This window comes from Streptomyces sp. NPDC002643, from assembly GCF_053592555.1.
In genome coordinates, this window is sequence record NZ_JBSFVY010000016.1 from 130,629 (window position 1) to 153,181 (window position 22,553).

General features: G+C 71.3%; 16 protein-coding genes. 8 read left to right on the top strand and 8 right to left on the bottom strand.

Features of this window, described 5'->3' with window-relative positions; translation table 11 throughout:
* On the bottom strand, window positions 1-2,211 hold a 2,211-nt coding region (locus ACWD4G_RS24790), incomplete at its 3' end, for a DEAD/DEAH box helicase (protein ID WP_451296887.1).
* Between the two features lie 499 nt (window positions 2,212-2,710).
* Between ACWD4G_RS24790 and ACWD4G_RS24795 the strand changes: the two genes are divergently transcribed.
* On the top strand, window positions 2,711-3,508 hold the full coding sequence (locus tag ACWD4G_RS24795) for a ferritin-like fold-containing protein (protein WP_451296889.1): 798 nt from the start codon (window positions 2,711-2,713) through the stop codon (window positions 3,506-3,508).
* A gap of 154 nt (window positions 3,509-3,662) precedes the next feature.
* On the opposite strand, the gene ACWD4G_RS24800 is transcribed toward ACWD4G_RS24795, so the two are convergent.
* The 4 genes from ACWD4G_RS24800 to ACWD4G_RS24815 form a co-directional block, all read right to left on the bottom strand.
* Window positions 3,663-3,932: a hypothetical protein gene (locus ACWD4G_RS24800; protein WP_451296891.1), complete on the bottom strand. Its 270-nt coding sequence runs from the start codon at window positions 3,930-3,932 to the stop codon at window positions 3,663-3,665.
* Between the two features lie 243 nt (window positions 3,933-4,175).
* Window positions 4,176-4,403 (bottom strand): DUF3107 domain-containing protein, encoded by a 228-nt coding sequence (locus ACWD4G_RS24805; RefSeq protein ID WP_009293559.1) that lies wholly within the window; start codon window positions 4,401-4,403, stop codon window positions 4,176-4,178.
* 275 nt (window positions 4,404-4,678) lie between these two features.
* Window positions 4,679-5,320 carry a TetR/AcrR family transcriptional regulator gene (locus ACWD4G_RS24810; protein ID WP_451296893.1) on the bottom strand — a complete coding sequence of 214 codons (642 nt, stop codon included), beginning with the start codon at window positions 5,318-5,320 and terminating at the stop codon, window positions 4,679-4,681.
* A 263-nt stretch (window positions 5,321-5,583) separates the two neighbouring features.
* Window positions 5,584-5,802 carry a hypothetical protein gene (locus tag ACWD4G_RS24815; RefSeq protein ID WP_451296895.1) on the bottom strand — a complete coding sequence of 73 codons (219 nt, stop codon included), beginning with the start codon at window positions 5,800-5,802 and terminating at the stop codon, window positions 5,584-5,586.
* A 206-nt stretch (window positions 5,803-6,008) separates the two neighbouring features.
* Here ACWD4G_RS24815 and ACWD4G_RS24820 point away from each other — a divergent pair, with 206 nt between their 5' ends.
* The 7 genes from ACWD4G_RS24820 (at window position 6,009) to moeZ (ending at window position 16,179) form a co-directional block, all read left to right on the top strand.
* Window positions 6,009-7,121 (top strand): alpha/beta fold hydrolase, encoded by a 1,113-nt coding sequence (locus ACWD4G_RS24820; RefSeq protein WP_451296897.1) that lies wholly within the window; start codon window positions 6,009-6,011, stop codon window positions 7,119-7,121.
* A 608-nt stretch (window positions 7,122-7,729) separates the two neighbouring features.
* Window positions 7,730-8,944 carry a DUF3152 domain-containing protein gene (locus tag ACWD4G_RS24825; RefSeq protein WP_451297059.1) on the top strand — a complete coding sequence of 405 codons (1,215 nt, stop codon included), beginning with the start codon at window positions 7,730-7,732 and terminating at the stop codon, window positions 8,942-8,944.
* Between the two features lie 224 nt (window positions 8,945-9,168).
* Complete coding sequence (locus ACWD4G_RS24830) at window positions 9,169-11,658, top strand: glycosyltransferase (RefSeq protein ID WP_451296899.1); 2,490 nt, start codon at window positions 9,169-9,171, stop codon at window positions 11,656-11,658.
* 299 nt (window positions 11,659-11,957) lie between these two features.
* A complete protein-coding gene (locus ACWD4G_RS24835; RefSeq protein WP_451296901.1) occupies window positions 11,958-13,016 on the top strand; it encodes a hypothetical protein in 1,059 nt (352 codons plus the stop codon).
* A 224-nt stretch (window positions 13,017-13,240) separates the two neighbouring features.
* Window positions 13,241-14,200 (top strand): NAD-dependent epimerase/dehydratase family protein, encoded by a 960-nt coding sequence (locus ACWD4G_RS24840; RefSeq protein ID WP_451296903.1) that lies wholly within the window; start codon window positions 13,241-13,243, stop codon window positions 14,198-14,200.
* On the top strand, window positions 14,188-14,937 hold the full coding sequence (locus tag ACWD4G_RS24845) for a spherulation-specific family 4 protein (protein ID WP_451296905.1): 750 nt from the start codon (window positions 14,188-14,190) through the stop codon (window positions 14,935-14,937). Before ACWD4G_RS24840 ends, ACWD4G_RS24845 begins: the two co-directional genes overlap by 13 nt.
* 63 nt (window positions 14,938-15,000) lie before the next feature.
* Window positions 15,001-16,179, top strand: coding sequence for an adenylyltransferase/sulfurtransferase MoeZ (gene moeZ, locus ACWD4G_RS24850; RefSeq protein ID WP_451296907.1), 1,179 nt, complete (start codon window positions 15,001-15,003; stop codon window positions 16,177-16,179).
* A gap of 118 nt (window positions 16,180-16,297) precedes the next feature.
* Here the strand turns inward: moeZ and ACWD4G_RS24855 are convergent, their stop codons facing one another.
* The 3 genes from ACWD4G_RS24855 to ACWD4G_RS24865 all read right to left on the bottom strand — a co-directional run bounded on the left by ACWD4G_RS24855 (window position 16,298) and on the right by ACWD4G_RS24865 (window position 22,492).
* Window positions 16,298-17,824, bottom strand: a complete 1,527-nt coding sequence (locus tag ACWD4G_RS24855; protein ID WP_451296909.1) for an alpha/beta hydrolase — start codon at window positions 17,822-17,824, stop codon at window positions 16,298-16,300.
* 116 nt (window positions 17,825-17,940) lie between these two features.
* Window positions 17,941-19,494, bottom strand: a complete 1,554-nt coding sequence (locus ACWD4G_RS24860; protein ID WP_451296911.1) for an alpha/beta hydrolase — start codon at window positions 19,492-19,494, stop codon at window positions 17,941-17,943.
* A 163-nt stretch (window positions 19,495-19,657) separates the two neighbouring features.
* The gene (locus tag ACWD4G_RS24865) at window positions 19,658-22,492 is read right to left on the bottom strand and encodes a lysylphosphatidylglycerol synthase transmembrane domain-containing protein (protein ID WP_451296913.1); all 2,835 of its coding nucleotides are present in this window, start codon (window positions 22,490-22,492) and stop codon (window positions 19,658-19,660) included.
* Window positions 22,493-22,553: the final 61 nt, after the last annotated feature.

Genomic DNA, 22,553 nt, shown 5'->3' on the forward strand with positions numbered 1-22,553 from the left:
GCGGCGGGGTTTGGCCGGGGCTTCCTCCGGCGTGGCCGCCTCGGTGATTACCGCTTCCGGTGTCTCGACCACGGCCTCGGCGGTCTGGCGGGTGCGGCGGCGTGGCTTGGCGAGCGGCGCTTCCTCTGCCTTCGGTTCGGCCGATACCGCTTCCGGTGTCTCGACCACGGGCTCGGCGGTCTTGCGGGTCCGTCGGCGCGGCTTGGCCGGGGTCTCCTCCGGCGTGGTCGGCTCGGTGGTCACCGCTTCCGGGGTCTCGACGGCGGCCTCGGCGGTCTTGCGGGTGCGGCGGCGTGGCTTGGTAACCGGGGTCTCCTCGGCCACGGGCTCTGCGGGAGTCGTCTCGGCGGTCGCCGTGGCCTTGCGGGTGCGGCGACGGGGCTTGGCCGGCTCGGCCTCGGCCGTGTCCAGCGCGGTCTCCGCAGCCGTGGTCGCCGGGGCCTCCACGGGCTCTGCCGACGCCGTCTTGCGGGTGCGGCGGCGACGGGGCGTGGACGTTTCCTCAACGGGCTCAACGGCCTCGACGGCATCAACGGCTTCAACAGCCTTGACGGTCTCGGCGACCTCCACGGCCTCTGCTGCCTCGACGACCGCTGCGGCTTCCGCGATCGTTGCCGCTTCCGCAGTCGTACCCTCGGCCGTCTCCACCGCGTTCTCGGCGGCTTCCGCCGCGCGTGCCGCTCCGCCGCGTGTACGGCGACGGCGCGGCTTGGCGGTGTCCTCGGTCGGCTCGGCGGCCGCCGTGGGCGTACCCTCCGCCGTCTGCGCCACCGCCTCGGCCTGCTCCACGGCCGTGCTCGCCCCGGTGCGGGTGCGGCGACGACGGCGGGGAGTGCGGGGCTCGGTGTCCAGCGGGGCGGCGGTGGTCGCGGCCTCTGTGGGCTCGGTGGCCGGGGTGGTCGCGTCGACGGTCGCCCCGCCCCGCGTCCGGCGGCGACGGCGCGGCGTACGCGCGGGGCGCTCACGCTCGGCGGGTGCGCCGGAGGAACGGCCTCCGCGCCCGCGTGCGCCACGCCCGCCCGGCTCGCCCAGGTCTTCCAGTTCCTCCGCGTCGAGGCCGGCCCGGGTGCGCTCGGAGCGCGGGAGGACGCCCTTCGTGCCCGCCGGGATGCTGAGCTCCTCGAAGAGGTGCGGGGAGGTGGAGTACGTCTCCGGCGGGTCGTTGAAGTTCAGCTCCAGCGCCTTGTTGATCAGCTGCCAGCGCGGGATGTCGTCCCAGTCGACGAGCGTGATCGCCGTACCCGAGGCGCCCGCGCGGCCCGTACGGCCGATGCGGTGCAGATACGTCTTCTCGTCCTCGGGGGACTGGTAGTTGATGACGTGGGTCACGCCCTCGACGTCGATGCCGCGCGCGGCGACATCGGTGCAGACGAGGACGTCGACCTTGCCGTTGCGGAACGCGCGCAGCGCCTGCTCGCGGGCGCCCTGGCCGAGGTCGCCGTGGACGGCGCCGGAGGCGAAGCCGCGCTGCTTGAGCTGGTCGGCGAGGTCGGCGGCGGTGCGCTTCGTACGGCAGAAGACCATGGCCAGTCCTCGGCCGTCGGCCTGCAGTATGCGCGCGACCATCTCGGGCTTGTCCATGTTGTGCGCGCGGTAGATGTGCTGCGCGATGTTCGCGACCGTCACACCCTCGTCGTCCGGCGCGGTGGCGCGGATGTGCGTGGGCTGCGACATGTAACGCCGTGCCAGACCGATGACCGCGCCCGGCATGGTCGCCGAGAACAGCATCGTCTGACGCCGTGCCGGCAGCATGTCCATGATCTTCTCGACGTCGGGCAGGAAGCCCAGATCGAGCATCTCGTCGGCCTCGTCGAGGACCAGGCACTTGACGTGCTTCAGGTTGAGCTTCTTCTGGCCGGCGAGGTCGAGGAGCCGTCCGGGCGTGCCGATGACGACGTCGACGCCCTTCTTCAGGGCCTCGACCTGGGGCTCGTACGCGCGGCCGCCGTAGATCGCGGTGACGCGGACGTTGCGCACCTTGCCGGCGGTCAGCAGGTCGTTGGTGACCTGGGTGCACAGCTCGCGGGTGGGGACGACGACGAGCGCCTGCGGGGCGTCGGTGAGGTCCTCGGGCTTGGCGCGGCCGGCCTCGACGTCGGCGGGGACGGTGACGCGCTCAAGGAGCGGGAGGCCGAAGCCGAGCGTCTTGCCGGTGCCGGTCTTGGCCTGGCCGATGACGTCGGTGCCGGAGAGGGCGACCGGGAGCGTCATCTCCTGGATGGGGAAGGGGGTGATGATGCCGACGGCTTCCAGGGCCTCGGCCGTCTCGGGAAGGATTCCGAGATCTCGAAACGTCGTAGTCAGGGTGCTGCCTCTTCTGTGTACGCGGTGTGAGGCGAGCGCGGGGGTCGTGTCGGACCGTGCCGGGGACGTCGGCCGCCTCACGGGCGGGCCGTGTGGCACGGGACCACTGCCGACGCTCTAGCGCTCATACCGCTGAGGGGGTCCCTCCGAACGCCGTACGCAGAGTGCCGTACGGAAAAGGAGGGCTGTCGGGTCGGAGCCGATCGGGCCACCGACCGGGCATCCTCATGCATGGGCCTGTCGAGATACGGTCGAGATGCCCGAGAATGCATGGCGAGGTCGACGTCCTCAGCAGGCGCATTACCACCATACCCCGGAATCCTGCACATGTGATGGCCGATTTGGTCACGTAGTCGTCGTCACACTGGTCGACCGGTCCCTTCCGTCATGCGGGGAGCGGGCTATTGTGCGCTTCATGACGACGTCTGACAAGCCCGAGAACCCTGAGAACGCCGAGAACCCCGCCGGTGCCGCGGACGCGGCGGATGCCGCCGATGCCGCCGAGGCCACCGGGATCGCCGCCCAGGACTGGGACCAGGCATCCGCCGACCCGCAGTACCGCGCCGCCGTGGTGGATCTGCTCGGAGCGCTGGCGTACGGGGAACTCGCGGCGTTCGAACGGCTCGCGGAGGACGCGAAGCTGGCGCCGACGCTCGTCGACAAGGCGGAGCTGGCGAAGATGGCCGCCGCCGAGTTCCACCACTTCGAGAGGCTCAGGGACCGGCTCACCGAGATCGGGGAGGAGCCGACGCTGGCCATGGAGCCGTTCGTCGGCGCGCTGGACGGCTTCCACAAGCAGACGGCGCCGTCGGACTGGCTGGAGGGGCTGGTCAAGGCGTACGTCGGCGACTCGATCGCCAGCGACTTCTACCGTGAGGTCGCGGCCCATCTCGACTCCGACACACGCGGGTTGGTGCTCGCCGTGCTCGACGACACCGGGCACGCCGGGTTCGCCGTGGAGAAGGTGCGGGCCGCGATCGACGAGGACCCGCGTGTCGGGGGGCGGTTGGCGCTGTGGGCGCGGCGGTTGATGGGGGAGGCGCTGTCGCAGTCCCAGCGGGTGGTCGCCGACCGGGACGCGCTGTCCACGATGTTGGTGGGCGGGGTCGCGGACGGGTTCGACCTCGCCGAGGTGGGGCGGATGTTCTCGCGGATCACTGAGGCGCACACGAAGCGGATGGCTGCGCTTGGGTTGGCCGCGTGAGCGCCTAGTCGCCGTGGGGAGCTGTGTCTGTTGGCGGCTGCGGGTTTGATGTGGCTGGTCGCGCAGTTCCCCGCGCCCCTTTTCGGGCTGCGCCCGTCAAAACAGGCTGCGCTCCCGTCAGCTCTTGCTTCGGAAGTGTCCCCAGGCCCTGTGCTTACGCCGGGGCCGAGCTGCGGCGAAATCTCTCTGTGGGCCTCAGGAGGAGGGAGAGGGAGGCCGCCGCGATGACGAGGGCGCCGGTGAGGGTGACCAGGTAGTTGACGGAGCCCAGGGCCGTGTGGGTGAGGAAGGCGCCGAAGAGGGCGCCGGCCGTGCCGGTCGGGAGGACCAGAGCGCGGGAGGGCAGACGGTGCGGCAGACGATGGGCGGCGGCCCACGCGAGCGCGAGACCGAGGATCGCGGAGCCGAGCGCTTCCAAGAACATGATCGGGGTCCCTCCCGCACGGCCGTGGCCTGGGCAAATCGGTCGTAGCCGGTCCTACCCGCGAGTCATGAAACGCAATCCTCCTCCGGGGAGGAGTTGTGCTCCATCTGTGGGCGCCGTCGGTGGACGGCGTGTACGGGGGCGCAGAGGCATACGTGTGGGGCCCGGTGGCATGTTCCACCGGGCCCCACACGTATGCCTGTTGAGCTGTGCCCGCCGAGCGCGGCCCGCGCCGCCGCCCGACTACAGCGCGCTGAAGCCCACCTTGCGGACCGTCGGCTCGCCGATGTCGACGTACGCCAGGCGGTCGGCCGGGATCAGGACCTTGCGGCCGTGCTCGTCCGTGAGGCTCAGCAGCGCCGACTTGCCGGCCAGCGCCTCGGCAACCGCACGCTCGACCTCCTCGGCACTCTGACCGCTCTCCAGAACGATCTCGCGGGGCGCGTGCTGCACGCCGATCTTGACCTCCACGGCTATGTCCCTCCGACGGTCAGTGAAGTGCGCGGGCCTCCGCGCCGTACCCAGCACACATTAGCCCGGTGAGGGGACGTCCACGCTCCGCTCAAGAACGCCAAGAGCGAACAGGGAGCGGGAACAAACGCCCGGCCGGGGCAGGGGCTCAGCGGCCGACGGCGTTCAGGAACGTGCCGTGCTCGGTGGGCGTGGCTCAGGAACGGCCCGTGTCCAGCGCACGGCGTTCGGGAACGGCTCGTGTCCGCAGTGCGTCGCTCGGGAACGGCCCGCGCTCAGTGGTGGTCGATGCCGTGCAGGGGGAAACCGGCGATGCCGCGCCAGGCCAGGGAGGCCAGCAGCTGGACGGCCTGCTCGCGCGGGACGCTGCGGTCGCTGTGCAGCCAGGACCGCGCCACCACCTGGGCGAGGCCGCCGAGGCCGGAGGCGAGGAGCATCGACTCCGGGCGGGACAGGCCGGTGTCCTCGGCGATGACGTCGCAGATGGCCTCGGCGCACTCGTTGGTGACCTTGTCGACGCGCTCGCGCACGGCGGGCTCGTTCGTCAGGTCCGACTCGAAGACCAGCCGGAAGGCGCCGCCCTCGTCCTCGACGTACGCGAAGTAGGCGTCCATCGTGGCCAGCACCCGCTGCTTGTTGTCGGTCGTCGACGCGAGGGCGCCGCGTACGGCCTGGATCAGGGCCTCGCAGTGCTGGTCGAGCAGGGCCAGATAGAGGTCGAGCTTGCCCGGGAAGTGCTGGTAGAGCACGGGCTTGCTGACGCCGGCGCGCTCGGCGATGTCGTCCATCGCCGCCGAGTGGTAACCCTGGGCCACGAAGACTTCCTGCGCGGCGCCCAGCAGCTGGTTCCGTCGGGCTCGGCGCGGAAGGCGAGTGCCCCGCGGGCGTGCCGCCTCTGTCTGCTCGATGGCTGTCACGCCGCCTCCCAAAATCGTCCACTTGCGGTGTGCGCCGCGCCGCCATCGTACTTTTCGGTAACCCCGGTGTGCGCGGTGCGAGCGCAGAATTTCACGGACCGGACGACAGGGAAAGTGCCGTAGACCACGTCAAACAAGGGCAGAGCGGGTAGCCGGAAGCCCTTTCTGGTCACCGATTGTCGCTTTTCGCGCCCTTGACGGTCGGTGCCGTTCAGGAGTTACCGGCTAGCTGGAATCGCCCTGGTCCGGTCACCTGCAACCGGTCACCTGTAGTCGTCCTCGTCGAGGGAGACCACACGAGCCTGCTCCGCGAGGTCGCCCTCGTCGGCGGCGTTCCGGTCGGCGTCGGTCAGGGAGTCGTCCCGGTCCGGTGTGACGTCGGTGTGCTGCTCAGCGGCGTCGGCCTCGGGGGCCTCGACGTCGTCGGGCGGCACGGATTCGTCCTCTGTGAAGGTGTCGGGATCGGACGGGTCAACGGTCATCGTGGTTTCCCCTTCCTGGTACTCACGAGCCTAGGAGACGGGCGATGGTGGCGCTATGCGGTCCGGCGGTGACGGCCGGGGTCGAACGGTGCTCGCGTACCCCCGGCGCGGCCCGGCACCCGTACGGTCAAGATCCGTGCTCTGTGACGGCCAACACAACGGCGAACACATGAACCACTACGTGATCACCTCGTAACATTGCCGCCATGTCTTCGACCGAGTTGCCGTCCGTGCTGACCGCCGCCGTGTCACCGAAGGCGAGCGCCGTGCATGTGGGCCCGGGCGAGCGGCTGCGGTCGGTGCGATTGCCGGGGATCACTCTGTCGGTGCGGTCGAGACCGCCCGCGACGGAGGATCTGCCGCCCGCCCTGTACGTGCACGGGCTGGGCGGTTCCTCGCAGAACTGGTCGGCGCTGATGGAGCAGCTCGACGGGGTCGTGGCCGGCGAGGCCGTCGATCTGCCGGGCTTCGGCGACTCGCCGCCGCCGGACGACGGCAACTACTCGATCACGGGCCACGCGCGCGCGGTCATCCGCTATCTCGACGCCGCCGAACGCGGCCCCGTCCACCTCTTCGGCAACTCCCTCGGCGGCGCGGTCAGCACCCGCGTCGCCGCCCTGCGCCCCGACCTCGTCCGTACGCTCACCCTGGTGTCGCCCGCGCTGCCGGAGATCCGTGTGCAGCGGACCGCCGTACCGACCGCGCTGCTGGCCGTGCCCGGAGTGGCGGGCCTGTTCACCCGCTACAGCAGGAACTGGACGGCCGAGCAGCGCGTTCGAGGAGTCATGGGCCTCTGCTACGGCGATCCGTCGCGCGTCACGGAGGAGGCGTTCCGCACCGCCGTGGAGGAGATGGAGCGACGGCTGCGGCTGCCGTACTTCTGGGACGCGATGACCAGGTCCTCCCGTGGGCTCGTGGACGCGTACACGCTGGGCGGTCAGCACTCGCTGTGGCGTCAGGCCGAGCGGGTCCTCGCGCCGACCCTCCTCGTCTACGGCCGTCGTGACCAGCTCGTCGGCTATCGCATGGCCCGGCGCGCGGCCCGTAGCTTCCGCGACTCGCGGCTCGTCTCGCTTCCGGAGGCGGGGCATGTGGCGATGATGGAGTACCCGGAGGCGGTCGCCTCGGCGTTCCGTGAACTGCTCGCCGACACGGCCGAGTCCAGGGAACTGGCAGGCTTCGACGCGGGTGACACGGTGGCCGAAGGGGTGACCGAAGAGATGGCCGAGGACGTCGTCGTCAAGGCGTCGGCCGCTGTCGACAGGGACGATTCCATCGGGGACGGGTCGGTCGACGACTCGTCCGATGTGGGGAGCTGAGGCGCGGCGTGGGACGGCACAGCCGCAAGGGGCGGGCGCCCAAGGGCGATACAAGCGAAAAGCGGGTGACCGGCGGACAGCCGGCGGCCCGGGCGGCAGCCGCCGGGGCCGGCAACGGTCGTACGGCGGGCCCGCGTTCACCGGGGGGTCCCGGCTCACCGGGCATGGGCGGGCCGGCCACCTGGGGTACGACGCCGCCGACGGGTCCGCGCGGTGGAGGGGCGCCGTTCGGTCCGCGTGGCGGTGGGTCGGCGCCTTGGGGTGACACGGGGCCACCGTCGGCCCAGGGGGCCCAGGGGGCCCAGGGGGTCCCGCGTTTCGCCGATGGCACTCCGGCACATGGCTTCCCGCGAGTCGCCGACGGCACACCCGCCCAGGGGGTGCCGCGTTTCGCCGGTGGCGCGTCGGTTCAGGGAGCGCCCCGGTCCGCCGACGGCGCTCCGGCGCGCGGGGCGCCCGGATTCCTCCCCGACGGTACGCCGGCGCACGGTTTTCCCCGGCTGCCGGACGGCACGCCCGCTCATGGATCGCCCCGCTTCCCGGACGGTACGCCGGCGCACGGCTTCCCACGGCTGCCGGACGGAACTCCGGCCCACGGGATGCCCCGGCTGCCGGACGGCACGCCCGCGCAGGGGTTTCCGCAGTTCCGCGGTGGCCATCCCGAGCAGCGGGAAAGGGGCGGCGGCTGGGGGCAGTTGGGCGGTGCCGGGCAAGGCGCGGTGCCCGGTGGTCCGGGTGGACCTGAGGGGATGCGGTCCGGGCCCCGCGCGCCGATACCACGGCCGAGGAACGAGACCGTGGCGTCCAGCGGCCCTCGACAGGCCTACCTGGACGCCTTCGACGAGGTCGACGACGTCTTCGCGCCCGGAGAGACCCACCGGGCGGGCCGGGGCGCCGACGGCCGGGTCGAGGGGGTCCTTCAGGAGAAGCCGCTCACCGACGCTTCCGACCAGGACTCCGGGACCTCCGACACCTCCGGGGACGAGGGCGCGGCGGCCAAGGAGAAGGGCAAGGGCGGCAAGGGGCTGGCCTTCACCGGGATCGCGGCCGCCGCGGTCACCACCGTGCTTGCCGTCATCGTCGGCGGACAGGTCACCTTCGGACGGGACGACACCGCCACCCGGACGCAGGCCACCGACGCCGGCGACCGCGACGTACGCGACACCTCGCGCAGCGACGACCGGCCCACACCGTCCAGTTCACCCAGTCCGAGCGCGACCGCGCTGTCGTACGACGAGAAGATGGGCGAGAAGTACGCGCTCGCCGCCGATCTGGAGGGCAACGGCAAGTTCCAGGTGGTCAAGGGCTTCGACAAGGCGCCGGGGACGGGGCGGAAGTACCGCTACCGGATCGATGTCGAGGAGGGGCTCGGGCTCGACGCGGAACTGTTCGCCGAGGCCGTGCAGAAGACCCTGAACGACAACCGGAGTTGGGCCCACAACGGCGGCCGTACCTTCGAACGGATCTCCTCCGGACAGCCCGACTTCGTGATCACCCTGGCCAGCCCCGGCACCACCGCGGTCTGGTGCGCCAAGTCGGGCCTCGACACCACCGTCGACAACGTCTCCTGCGACTCGCTCGCCACCGAGCGCGTGATGATCAACGCGTACCGCTGGGCGCAGGGTTCCAAGACCTACGGCGACAAGATCCACGCGTACCGTCAGATGCTGATCAACCACGAGGTCGGTCATCGCCTCGGCTTCGGCCATGAGACCTGTGACAAGGACGGCGACCTCGCCCCCGTCATGCAGCAGCAGAGCAAGTTCCTCACCTTTGGCGGGATCACCTGCAAGGCCAATCCCTGGGCGTTTCCGAATGGTTGACGAGGCCAGGAGGGTGCAGCCGTTCCATCGCTGACGGGGCGTGATCACTTGATCCCTTAGCGCGACGGAACGCGTCCCGCTCGGGAAAGTTACGACCGTTCACCCCTTTTGGTGGCGCGATGGACAACCGTCCGTCGCGCCACCGCCTTGTCCGCATACGTTCTTCCCGCTGCGAGCCGCCGGGTGAACGGCGGCTCCCCAAACGGGAGATCGGGGGTGCACGCGTGCGCATCGGAATGCTTACGGAAGGTGGCTATCCGTATGTCAGCGGTGACGCCAGGCTGTGGTGCGACCGACTCGTGCGCGGGCTGGAGCGACACGAGTTCGACGTCTACGCGCTCAGCCGGAGCGAGCGCCAGGAGGACGAGGGCTGGATTCCGCTTCCGCCGCAGGTCACCCGGGTCCGTACGGCACCTCTGTGGACGGCCGAGGACGACGGGGTCGTGTACGGCAGACGGGCGCGACGGCGCTTCGCGGAGGTGTACGGGGAACTCGCGATGGCGGTGTGCGCTATGGGGGCGCCGGGGGTGGGGGGCGTGCCGGGTTCGTTCGGTGCATCCGGTGTGCTTGGTGCGTCTGGTGCGTCTGGTGCGTCTGGTGCGTCTGGTGCGTCTGGTGCGTCTGGTGCGCCGACTGCGGCGGCCGGTGTGGGGAGCGTGGTGGGTGCGGATGGCTTGTCGGGTGCGGGGAGCGCGCTTGGTGGGACCGGGGCGCGGGGTGTGGCTCAGGGAAGTTTCGAGGGTGGCCTCGGTGTTGAGGCGGACCGTTTCGGCAGGGCGTTGTACGGGCTTGCCGAGCTGGCCCGGGACGAGGGTGGCCTGGTGGGCGCGCTGCGCTCGGAAGTCGCCGTGCGGGCGTTGGAGCGCGCCTGTCGTGCGCCGGGCGCGTTGGGGGCGGCTCGCGAGGCGCGCGTACCGGATCTGCTGACCGTCGCCGCACATCTGGAACGCGCCCTGCGCCCCCTTTCACTCGACTGGTACGAGGACGACGGGCTCGGCTCGGTCGATCTCTGCCATGCGACGGCGGGCGGTTCGGCCGCGCTGCCGGGGCTGCTGGCCGAGCATTTCCACGGGGTGCCGCTGCTGGTCACCGAGTACGGCGTGCCGTTGCGGGCGCACTATCTGGGGGGCTCGGGGCAGTACGGGACTGGGGCTTCCGGGCGGGTCGGGGTCGCGGGGGCTGAGGCTTCTGGGGAGGCGGGGGGTGTCGGGGAGGCCAGGGCTGGCTCTGGGGCTCTCGGGGTGGCCGGGGTTTCCGGGGCCCGGGCCGGGACTGGGGTTGGCGCTGGGACCGGGTCCGGGTCCGGGGCCGGGTCCGGGGCGTCCGGGCGGATGCCGGTGCGGGCGTTGCTCGCGGCCTTTCATCGGCAGTTGACCGCCGAGGTCTACCGTAAGGCCGTCTGTCTCACGCCCGGCAACACCCATGCCCGGCGCTGGCAGGAGCGCTGCGGCGCCGACCGCGCCAAGATCCGTACCGTCTACCCGGGCATGGACGCCTCCCGCTTCGCGGACGTGGGCGAGTCACCGGAGGGCGCGGAGCCGCACACGCTGGTGTGGGTCGGCCGGATCGAGCCGGCCAAGGATCTGATCTCCCTGTTGCACGCCTTCGCCGAGATCCGACGGGCCGAGCCGAGGGCGCGGCTGAGGATCGTCGGAGCGGCGGCGGGCGCTGAGGGCACCGCCTATCTGGGCCACTGCCGGGCGCTGGCCGCGCAACTCTTCCCCGACGAGGCGGACGGTGTGCACGCCGTCGGCGACAACCCCGTCTCCTTCGAGGAGATCGGTGAGCCCGCCGTTCCCGATCTGGCCGAGGCGTACGCGGCGGGGGCGGTCGTGGTGCTGTCGAGTGTGGTCGAGGGGTTTCCGATCAGCCTGGTCGAAGCGATGTTCTGCGGACGGCCGACCGTGTCCACCGATGTGGGGGCGGTGGTGGAGGTCATCGGCGGTACGGGGCTCGTCGTCCCACCGCGCAATCCGCGCGCGCTCGCCGAGGCGTGCGTGGCACTGCTGCGTGAGCCCGAGCGCCGCGCACGCCTGGGCGCCGCCGCGCGCGCCCGCGCGCTTGAGCTGTTCACCGTCGAACAGAACGTCGCCGCGTTCCGTGGCATCTACCTGGAGATCGTCTCCCACGCGCCAGTACGCAAGCTCGTCCTGGACGACACCGGCGAGCCGCTGCCCTTCGGCACCCCGGCCGAGGCTCATGTACCCGGACGTTGGGCCTCGTCGCGCTTGCGACCGGGGGGTTTGGGCGTCGCCGGCGTGGCGGGGGTGGCCGGGATGGCGGGCGCCCCGGGGGTATCCAGGGGCGTGGTCGGCGTCGCGGGGGTCGCTGGGGTGGCGGGAGAGGGCGGGGCTGCGGGTGCCGCTGGTGTGGCGGGGGCTGCCGGGGTGTCGGGTGCTGCTGGTGGGGCGGGGGCTGCCGGGGTGGCGGGGGGTGCCGAGGTGCCGCGCACTGCCGGTGGGGCGGGCCTCGGCGAAGCCGCGGTCGGACGACCGAGCTGGGCGGCGGGGGCGCCGGTGCGGGCCACCGTTTCGGGGCGGGGGGCGGAGGTTGGCTTGGGCGGGTCGGCCCAGGCCGCCGCGGTGCCTCCTTCGGAGGAGGGTGCGGCTCGGCCGGCGGTTCGTCCGGCGACGGCACCCGGATGTTCGGCCGGCGCTGCGGTTCCTTCGGCGTGGCCCGGGGCGCCGGTGCCTGCGGGGGAGGGGGCGTGGTGAGCGGCGAACTGAGGTTGGACGGGTTGGGGGAGCCGGGGTGGTCGGGGGCTTCCTCCTCTGAGGCCTCCCTCGACCCCGAAGGGGCTCCTCCCCTCACGGCTGCCCCCGGACCGACAGCCACGCTCGACCCGCCCCCCTCCGATCCCGCTCCCGTGGCGGCACCCGGCAAGAGGGACGCACCCGTCGCAGCGCGTCCGGTGGTCGACGGCGCCCCAACCACAGCCGCCCCCGAGCCGACATCCACCTCCAAACCGCCCCCCACCCCTCACCGCGGAGTCGTCGACCCCGTCAAAGCCCTTATGTATCGGCACCGGGAACTGTGCGAGCGGGCGGTCGACCCCTTGGAGATCGCCGCCGGGTTGGAGGCGCACGGAGTCACCGACCGCACGGCCACCCGCTTCCGGCACCGGGACGTGTTCTCGCTCGCCGAGGAGATGTACGCGCGCGTACCCCGCGACGGCGATACGCCTCCCGAATGTGAACCGGCCGTCGACAGCGGACCCGGCACGAGTGCACTCAGCGGCGGCGGCAAGGGATGGGCGGTGCTCGCCCTGCTGCCCGGCGCCCTGTGCGCCACCGCCGTGGTCGGGACGCGGCTCGTCGAAGGGCAACCCCGTTTCGTGGCCGCCGTCGCCGCGGCCGGCGCACTGGCCGTCGCGCTCGGACTACGCACCGCCCTTCGACGCGGCCCCCTGCGCACCCCGCCCGGCACGGCCAACCGCGCCGGCATCTGGACCTGCTGGCTGATCGGCTACGCCCTCCTCGGCGACGGACTGCTCGCCGCCGGACTCGACGGCGGCCCCCAAGGACCCTGGCCCCTGGCCACCGCACCCGTGCTGGCCCTCGCCCTGGCCTGCGCCCCCGCCACCTGGTGCGCCCACCTCCTCTCCGTACGCGCCCGCCGCAAACTCGCCGCCAGCCGGGGCCTCGCCGACTTCGCCGACTCCATGAAGCCGTTGCTCCTCGGCGTGTTCGCCCTCCACCTGTGCGCCCTCGCCGCCCTGCTCGCCCTGTGCGGCGCACTCCTGGACGAACGCGCCGCGTACGCCGGAGCGGGAACCCTCGGCGCGCTCCTCCTGTTCGCCCGTCTCCTCACCGCACGCGGCTTCCCCCACCTCCCGGCGATCGTCCTGCGCACGGCGGCCCTGACCGAGGCACTCGCGGTGGCCACCGTCTTCGCGAGCCGTCTGCCCGGCTGCTCCTTCCTGTCCGTCCCCGTCGAGACCGTCGTCGCCACCTGGGGACCCGGCGCCGTCCCGGCCCTGGTGTGCTCCGCCGCCGCTCTCACCCTGCTCGTCCACGCCACCCGAACGCTCACCCGGGCCTCGGCCCACACCCAGCCCTCCGGGGAACCCTGACCCCACGCCCTCCGGAAACCCCCACCCGACCTCGCGCCCGGCCCCGGGCGCCACACCGCGCCGCCCACTGCCGAGCCCGACCCACGCGCCGGGGCCCTTCGCCCCGAGCGCCTCATCCCGCGGGGCCGACACCGCGGGTCTCTCATCACACACGGCACCACCCCATAAGGAGAAAGCCAGATGATCACCTCCCGAACCGGAGAGCCCGCCCCGGGAGCCGCCCGATGAGGGTCCTGCTGATCGGAGCCAACGGATACCTGGGCCGCTTCGTCGCCGAACGTCTGCTCGCCGACCCGGCCGTCCAACTCACCGCGCTCGGCCGCGGCGACGACGCCGACGTACGCTTCGACCTCGCCACCGGCAGTCCCGGCGCGCTCACCCGCTTCCTGGACGCCGTCCACCCTGGCGTCGTCATCAACTGCGCCGGAGCAACCCGCGGCGGCGCCCGCGAACTCACCCGGCACAACACCGTCTCCGTCGCCACCGTCTGCGAGGCCCTCCGCCGCAGCGGCTGCGGAGCCCGCCTGGTGCAGATCGGCTGCGGCGCCGAGTACGGCCCCAGCCAGCCCGGCTCCTCCACCGCCGAGGACGCCGTGCCCCGCCCCGGCGGCCCGTACGGGGTGAGCAAACTCGCCGCCACCGAACTCGTCCTCGGCTCCGGCCTCGACGCCGTCGTCCTCCGCGTGTTCTCCCCCGCCGGGCCCGGCACCCCCGCGGGCTCCCCGCTCGGCCGCCTCGCCGAAGCCATGCGCCGCGCCATGCAGTCCGGCGACGGCGAACTCAAACTCGGCGGCCTCGGCGTCCAACGCGACTTCATCGACGTCCGCGATGTCGCCCGCGCCGTCCATGCCGCCTCCCTATCCGCCGCCCAGGGCGTGATCAACATCGGCTCCGGCCGCGCCGTCCGCCTCCGCGACGCCGCCGCCGTCCTCGCCCGGGTGGCCGGCTACGGCGGCGCCCTCCACGAACTCGACGCCCCACCCGGACCCATCCGGGCGACCATCGGCCACCCCCGCCCCGACCCGGACCACGCCGGCCCCGTCAACTACCCCTACCCGGACGGCTGCGGCAGCTGGCAGCAGGCCGACGTCCGCACCGCCCGCGACCGACTCGGCTGGCGCCCCCGCATCAACCTGGAGGAGTCCCTCGCCGACATCTGGATGGAGGCGGCATGCCGTATCTGACCTCGGCCCCCTCCGCCATCGCGAGCACCGGCTTAAGCCTCGGCTTCGGCATCCCCGGCTACGCCCACCCCCTTGTCGCTCCCCTGGAATGGGGCGAACTCACCCGCCCCGGCACCCCCTTGCACTGGGCCGTCCTCGATGTCTCCGACGGCCCCGGCACCCGCCCCGACCCGCACTGCCTGGAAGCCGCCGGACGACTGCGAGGCGCCGGCGTCCGGGTCCTCGGCCATCTCGCGGTGACCTACGGCGCCCGCGCCCTCGCCGAGATCCTTGCCGACGCGCACCGCTATCGCGACTGGTATCAGGTCGACGGCTATCTCCTCGACCGCTGCCCCACCGAGCCCGGCGCCCTCCCCGACGTCCACCGCGCGGTCAGCGAGCTCCGCGCCCTTCTCGGCGGCGGCCACATCGTCCTCGGTCACGGCAGCCACCCGCACCCCGGATATGTCGACTGCGCCGACCAACTGGTGACCTTCGCCGGGCCCTGGAGCGAATACCGCTGGTCTCAGGTGGCCGAATGGACCGCCGACCATCCGCCCGAGCGGTTCTGCCACTTCGTCCACGGAATCCCCCGCGGCCACCTCGACGAGGCCCTGCGCATCGCCCGCTGGCAGGGCGCCGCCACGATCTACTTCACCGACCGCACCGATCGTGGCGGCCGAACCGACCCCTGGGAGACGATGCCCGGCTACTGGGACGAAATCGTCTCGCTGGTTGGAACGGGTGTCTCGGAATGAAAAAGGGCGTGGCAGTGTTACGGGGAGAACAACTGTAGTGATTGACCGACCAACGGAGTCCCCGTGTCGCTGCCACCCCTGGTCGAGCCCGCTTCCGAGCTCACCGTAGACGAGGTCCGCAGGTACTCCCGCCACCTGATCATCCCCGACGTCGGGATGGACGGGCAGAAGCGGTTGAAGAACGCCAAGGTGCTCTGTGTGGGCGCCGGCGGCCTGGGCTCGCCGGCGCTGATGTACCTGGCCGCCGCGGGCGTCGGCACGCTCGGCATCGTGGAGTTCGACGAGGTCGACGAGTCGAACCTGCAGCGCCAGATCATCCACAGCCAGGCCGACATCGGCCGCTCCAAGGCCGAGTCCGCGCGTGACTCCGTCCTCGGCATCAACCCGTACGTGAACGTGATCCTCCACGAAGAGCGGCTTGAGGCCGAGAACGTGATGGACATCTTCAGCCAGTACGACCTGATCGTCGACGGCACGGACAACTTCGCCACCCGCTACCTGGTCAACGACGCCTGCGTGCTGCTGAACAAGCCGTACGTCTGGGGTTCGATCTACCGCTTCGACGGCCAGGCCTCGGTCTTCTGGTCCGAGCACGGCCCCTGCTACCGCTGCCTCTACCCGGAGCCCCCGCCGCCGGGCATGGTCCCCTCCTGCGCCGAGGGCGGTGTCCTCGGTGTGCTCTGCGCGTCCATCGGCTCCATCCAGGTCACCGAGGCCATCAAGGTCCTCACCGGCACGGGCGAGCCGCTGGTCGGCCGCCTGATGATCTACGACGCCCTGGAGATGCAGTACCGCCAGGTCAAGGTCCGCAAGGACCCGAACTGCGCGGTCTGCGGCGAGAACCCGACCGTCACCGAACTCATCGACTACGAGGCCTTCTGCGGCGTCGTCTCCGAGGAGGCCCAGGAGGCGGCTCTCGGTTCCACGATCACTCCCAAGCAGCTCAAGGAATGGATCGACGAGGGCGAGAACATCGAGATCATCGACGTCCGCGAGATCAACGAGTACGAGATCGTCTCCATCCCGGGCGCCAGGCTGATCCCGAAGAACGAGTTCCTCATGGGCACCGCCCTGGAGGGTCTCCCGCAGGACAAGAAGATCGTCTTGCACTGCAAGACGGGTGTCCGTAGTGCGGAAGTCCTCGCGGTCCTGAAGTCCGCGGGCTTCTCCGACGCGGTCCATGTCGGTGGCGGCGTGATCGGCTGGGTCAACCAGATCGAGCCGCACAAGCCGGTCTACTAGGCACAGGCCCTCCGGGCCCACGCCTTCCCGAGAGGGGCTCAGCACCACGCGTGCGGGCCCCTCTCCGCTGCCGCCCACCGGTCGGCCCGCGAAGAGCCGAGCGGCCCGTCGGACCGCGCTACGCGCAGATCTTGCCGTCCTTCGGCACCGTCCCCTCCAGCAGATACGCGTCGATAGTCGAGTCGACACAGGTGCTGCCGCTGCCGTACGCCCCATGGCCCTCGCCCTTCCAGGTGAGCACCACACCGACCCCCTCGCCGAGCTCCGCCGCCATCTTCGGCGCGCCCTCGTACGGAGTCGCCGGGTCCCCGGTGTTGCCCACCACGAGGACGGGATCGGCACCCGGTGCGCTCACCTCGGGCGAGTCGCTCAGGCCCGGCACCGGCCAGTCGTGGCACCAGCCCGCGGTGTCCCAGCCCAGGTACTCGCCGAAGACGGGTGAGAGTTCCCGGAACTCGGGCAACAGCTTCTTCGTCTCCCGCGCCGTCGGCCGCTGCTTCTGGTCCAAGCACGATATGACCCGTTGGGAGTGGGTCGTCGTGCCGTAGCTGCCCGAGGGCTCACGCTCGTTGTAGCCGTCGGCGAGCGCGAGCAGCTCGGTGCCGTCGCCGTCCTCGGCGGCGTCTAGCGCGCTGGTCAGCGTGGGCCAGCTCTGCTCGCTGTAGAGGGGCAGGACGATGCCGGTGGTCGCCAGCGTCTGGGTGAGCTCACGGCCGGACGACGTGGGCAGCGGCTCGGCGTCGATCCGATCCAGCAGGTCCGCGATCTTCCGAGTGCCCGTTTCCGGGTCCTGGCCGGTCGACTTGAGGTAGTTGTCGAGAGCCCGCTGGAAACCCTGAGCCTGGTTCTTCGCATGGCCCACCGTGTCGGCGGTCGGGTCGACCACCGCGTCGAGCACCAGGCGTCCCACGTTCTTCGGGAACAGATGGGCGTAGACGCCGCCCAGCTCGGTGCCGTACGAGATGCCGAAGTAGTGCATCTTGTCGTCGCCGAGGGCCTGGCGCATGAGATCCATGTCACGGGCCGTTTCGGCGGTCGAGACATGCGCCAGCAGCTTGCCCGCCGCCTTCTCGCAGCCGTCGCCGAATCCGGCCGCGTCCTTGAAGAACGCGGTCTCCTCGGTGGTGTCGTCCGGTGTGGCGTCCACCGTCTCGGCGGACGCGATCTCCTTGTCGCTGCGGCAGCGCACCCCCTCGCTCCGAGCGACCCCGCGCGGGTCCCAGCTCACCAGGTCGTACCGCTTGTGCAGATCGCCCGCCAGGCCCGCGTACGACGGCATCATGGAGACGCCGGAGCCACCGGGCCCGCCGAAGTTGAACAGGAGCGAGCCGAGGCGCTCGCTCTCGTCGCCCGTCGCCCTGCTGCGGATCAGCGCCAGCCCGATCGTCTCCCCGTCCGGCTTCGCGTAGTCCAGGGGGACCTTCAGCGTCGCGCACTGCCAGTCATCGCCCGGCGCGGGAGCCTCCGACGTCGCCTCGCACTTCCCCCAGTCGAGCCGCTGGGGAGCTGGTCCGGAGGCCGACTCTCCCTTTCCGTCGGCCCCTTCCTGCGCCCGATCCTCCGAGCCGTCGCCCATGCCGCCGCTGTAGCCGGCGACGAGCACCGCCGCCGCGGCCAGAGCCGCCGCCCGTAGATAACGCGCCATGAGTGCTTCCCCCCTCGTGGTACCGCCCGCCGTATGTCCCCGTCGGATGTCATGCCATCGTATGCGGGTCGCCGTGAACGCGTTGCGGCCTGTGGATAACTTTCTGACCTGCGCTTTTACGAGCAGACTGTGCCGGACCCCGGTACCTTCCCCGCCAGCAGGTAGTCGTTCACGGCCGACTCCACGCAGTCGTTCCCGCTGCCGTACGCACCGTGCCCCTGCCCCTTGTACGTCAGCTCGACACCGACTCCCGCACCGAGCGCCCCCACCATCCTTCGTGCGCCCTCGTACGGTGTCGCCGGGTCGCCGGTGTTGCCGATCACGAGAATCGGGGCCGAGCCGCCCGCGCTCACGTCGGGATGGTCCGCCGCGCCTTCGACGACCCAGTCGGTGCAGCTGAGCATGGACCAGGCCAGCCATTCGCCGAACACGGGCGAGGCGGTCCGAAACCGGGCAAGCTTCGCCTCGACGTTCTCGGTGGTGTAGCGGGGCTTGCTGTCCGCGCAGTTGATGGAGACGTTCGCCGCAGCGAGGTTGCTGTACTCGCCGTTCTCGTTGCGCCCGTTCAACGAGTCGGACAGCAGCATCAGCAGTTGCCCATCCCCGTCGTACGCCTGTTCAAGTCCTTCGGTCAGGTACTGCCAGAGGTCCTGGGAGTACAGGGCCTGGGCGATCCCGTTGCGTGCGGCGGACTCGGTGAGGTCGCGGGGGAAGACGCCCTGGATCGGCTCGCGGTCGAGGTCCCTGAGCAACTGCATGATCCGGTTCTCGACATTCTGGACGGTGTCGCCGACCGGGCATTCCCGCGTCTGTGAGACACAGTCCTCGGCGTAGTTGTCCAGCGCGAGCTGGAAGCCCTCGGCCTGTCCGAGGGCGCCCTGCTCGTCGTTCTGCGTGGGGTCGACGACCGCGTCGAACACCGCCCGTCCCACCTTCTCGGGGAACAGGTGGGCGTAGACGCCGCCGAGTTCGGTGCCGTAGGAGAAGCCGAAGTAGTGGAGCTTGTCGTCGCCGAGGACCTGACGCATCAGGTCCATGTCGCGGGCCGCGTCCGTGGTGCGGACATGCGGCAGGGTCCTGCCGGAGTTCTTCTCGCAGGCCCCGTTGAACGTCTTCGTGCCGTCGACGAGTTGCTCGCGCTCGGCCGCGTCGTCCGGTGTGCCGTCCTGCTCGAAGTACTCGTCGAGTTGCTTGTCGTCCTCGCACTCGATGCCCGCGCTGCGGCCGACGCCACGTGGGTCGAAGCTCACCAGGTCGTAGCGGGTGCGCAGTTCCGCGTAGTCGTCGCCGAAGGAGGGGAGGGTCTTGACGCCCGAGAGGCCCGGGCCGCCGAAGTTGAAGACGAGTGAGCCGATGCGTTTGTTCCCCGGGCCGCTCGACCGGGCGCGGATCAGCGCGATGTCGATGGTGTCGCCATCCGGGTCGTCCCAGTCCAGGGGCGCCTTCATGGTCGCGCACTGCCAGGCGCCGCCGCCGGTCGGCGGGGAGGGCGCGGGACCGCCGCCCTCGGACGCCGACGGTGCCGGGCAGTCCTTCCAACTGAGCTTCTGGGCCGTCAGCTCCTCGTCCTCGCCCTTGGTCTCGCCGTCACCGCAGCCCACCGCCAGGGAGGACAACAGCACGGCGGTGGCGCTCATGGCGGCGGCGCGCAGACGGAGAGGGCGGGGCATGCCTTCATCGTGGAGCCGCCCGCCACCGCGCGCTCGGGGCACGGGCCGTGCGGGTGAGCCACTGAGGACGCCTCGCACGGAACCGCCTTCACGCGCGTGCGCCCTCCCGGAACAGACCATCGTCGCCGCCCCTCACACGCGCGCGTGAGGCTCCCTGCACCGGCTACAGCGCTTCCTTGCGCGACAACTGGTTGAAGGCCAGCCACCCCGGCAGGACCGGCAGCCACAGGGTCAGCAGACGGAACAGCAGCACCGCCGGTGCCGCGACCTCCTTGGGGAGGCCCACGGCGATCAGACCGACGGTCAGCGTGGCCTCGACCGCGCCCACACCGCCCGGCGTCGGCGCCGCGGACCCCAGTGCGTTGCCCGCGAGGAAGACCACGGCGACGCTGGCGATGCTGATCGAGGCGGTCTCGTCGCCGAAAGCACGGATCGAGGCGTCCAGACACATCACGAAGCAGCCGGTGAGCAGGAGCATTCCTCCGATGCCCGTGATCAGCTTCTGCGGTCGCTGCAGCACGTCCAGCATGCGCGGTACGACACCGGCGAAGAGCGACCGCACGCGCGTGACGACGAATTTGCGCAGGAACGGGATCGACGTCACCACCAGGACGAGCACCGCGACCGTCAACAGGCCCGCGATGACCGTGCGGGACGGCGACAGGGACGGCGTCTTCTCGGTGCCGGTCAGATAGCCGAAGGCGAGCAGCATCAGGATGTGGCAGCCGAGACCGAACAACTGCGACGCGCCCACACTCGCCACCGCGAGCCCGGGCCGCACCCCCGCACGCTGCAGGAAGCGCGTGTTGAGCGCCACGCCGCCCACCGCGGCCGGCGCCACGATCTTCACGAACGACCCGGCGACCTGCGCCGCCACGGTTCTCAGGAAGGGGACGCGTTCCGGTACGAAGCCCAGCAGGGCCATCGCCGCCGCGACATAGCTCAGCGCGGAGAAGAACACCGCGGCGGCGACCCAGCCCCACTCGGCGTTCCGGATGAGCGGCCCGAACTCGATGTGGGTGAGCTGGGTCAGCAGGAAGTACGCGCCGATGGCACCCGCGATCAGACTGATCAGCGTGCGGGGCCTGACCCGCTCCAGGCGGGCCGGTTCGACCGGTGCCTGGGGCCTGATCAGCAGCACCTGGTGGCGGATCTGGGTGAGAAGGTCTTCCTCGCGGGCTCCCTCCAGGGCCTCGTCGATCGTCCGCTTCTCGGCCCGCTGCTCGGCGCGTACCGCCTTCTTGTCCGCCTTGGCCGGCCCGGCGGCAACCTTGTGCTCCTCGTGCTCTTCCGCGCGGGCCTGCTTGGCCAGCTGGGACGCCTCCAGGACCGCTTCGCGCTCGCGTTCCGCCCGTTCCCGGGCCAGTCTGCGCAGCGTCGCGCGCGTGGAGCGCGACAGCGCGATGGGCTGGAGCATCGGCAGACAGTCGGCGACCACGTCGGGCCCGAGCACGCCCACCGCCGAGGCCACCGCGCGCTCGGCGCCCACCCGCAGCCCCAGCGTCGTCAGCAGTTGGGAGACGTCCATACGCAGGACCAGATCGCCGGCCGCGATCTCTCCGACACGCAGATCGGTGAGGATCACCTTGCCGGAACGATCCACCAGAATCGCGTCGCCCACGAGCCTGCGGTGCGCGATGCGCCTCGACTGCAGGGCCTTCACCTGGAGCCAGGTGTCGCGCAGCAGATCGTCGGTGACCTCGTCGTCCGCCAGGGAGTCCAGCGTGCGCCCACCGGTGTGCTCGTAGACGAGCATCACGGCGTCCGGCCCGAGTTCGGAGGTCGCGATCAGCTTGGGCGCGTTGGCGCCGGCCGCGATGGCCGCGTAGGCGAGGAGGGCCTCCTGCTCCAGGGCCTGGCGCAGCGACTGCAGGCTGCGGCGCGTGGTGATGCTGCGCAGCGTCAGCCGCTGCCAGACCCGGTAGAAGAAGCCCTGTGCCTGCTGCTCCCGGTCGACGACGGTGACGTCCAGGGGCGGGCCGTCCTCCAGGGTCACGAAGTACCTGCGGCCCCGGTCGCCGCTCTCGGACGTCTCGGCGGCGTCCTCGCGGGCCGCGCTGACCGGCTTGAAGCCCACCCGCCTGAGACCCGCCATCAGCGTCCGGCCGGTGGGCCGTACGTTCGGCGAGCCGACCGCGTACAACGTCCCATAGGCGACCGTCCAGCCGATCAGCACCGTCAGGATGATCGAGAAGGGGGTCGTGTAGCCGGCGACGAGCATGGAGAACGTGTCGAGCAGGAGGACGATCCACAGCACCGCGCGCCAGCGGGGTCTGCGGGACATCCCCACGGCTGTCATGTATGCGATGACCGGGGCGAGATAGCCGTGCACGGGGTCTGTGAGGGCGTGGATGTCGCCGGGGGAGGGCTGGGTGAGCGCCTCCTGGATCGAGTCCGGGGCGGCACGCGCCACCCATAGATCGGTCGCCAGCGTCACCCCGTGCGCCAGGACCGCCGCGAGCACACCGTCGGCGATGCGCAGCCCGTCCCGCTTGATCAGCCGTTCGATCGCGAAAGCGACCGGCACCAGCAGGATCGCGATGCTGGACCCGAGGCCCGCGAGCTTGATCAGGAGGTCGGGCGCCTGCCCCGTCCCCTTGTTGATGTCCTGTTCGAGCCCTGAGGTGGTCCCGTGCGCGAACGCCGCGATCGCCAGCAGCAGGATGATCCCGAGGATGCCGACCGAGAGCCGCATGAGGTCGGAGGGACGGTGCACGCGCGCGGGGAGCAGCGGTTCATCGCCCTCGACCTCGTCGGCATGGGCCTCGTCCGGCTCATTCTCGCCCTGTCCGACCTGCGATTTCTTCTTTCCGGATGTCCTGGGGGAGGCCGTTTGGCCCGAGGGAGGGGTGGTCTCCGGAGTCTTACCGGGACTCTTACCGGGCTCCTTCCGGGAGGTCGCGTCCGTGGCCCTGTCATCCCTGTGGGAGGCGTCCGGGCGCGACGAGACGTCAGAGGTGCCCGCCGCGTCGTCGGGGTGCACACTCTGCTGTTTCATCGTCTCTTCTTGGTCTCGTATCACCGATCACCGCCCGCACGATGGTGGCATGCCCGGAGGG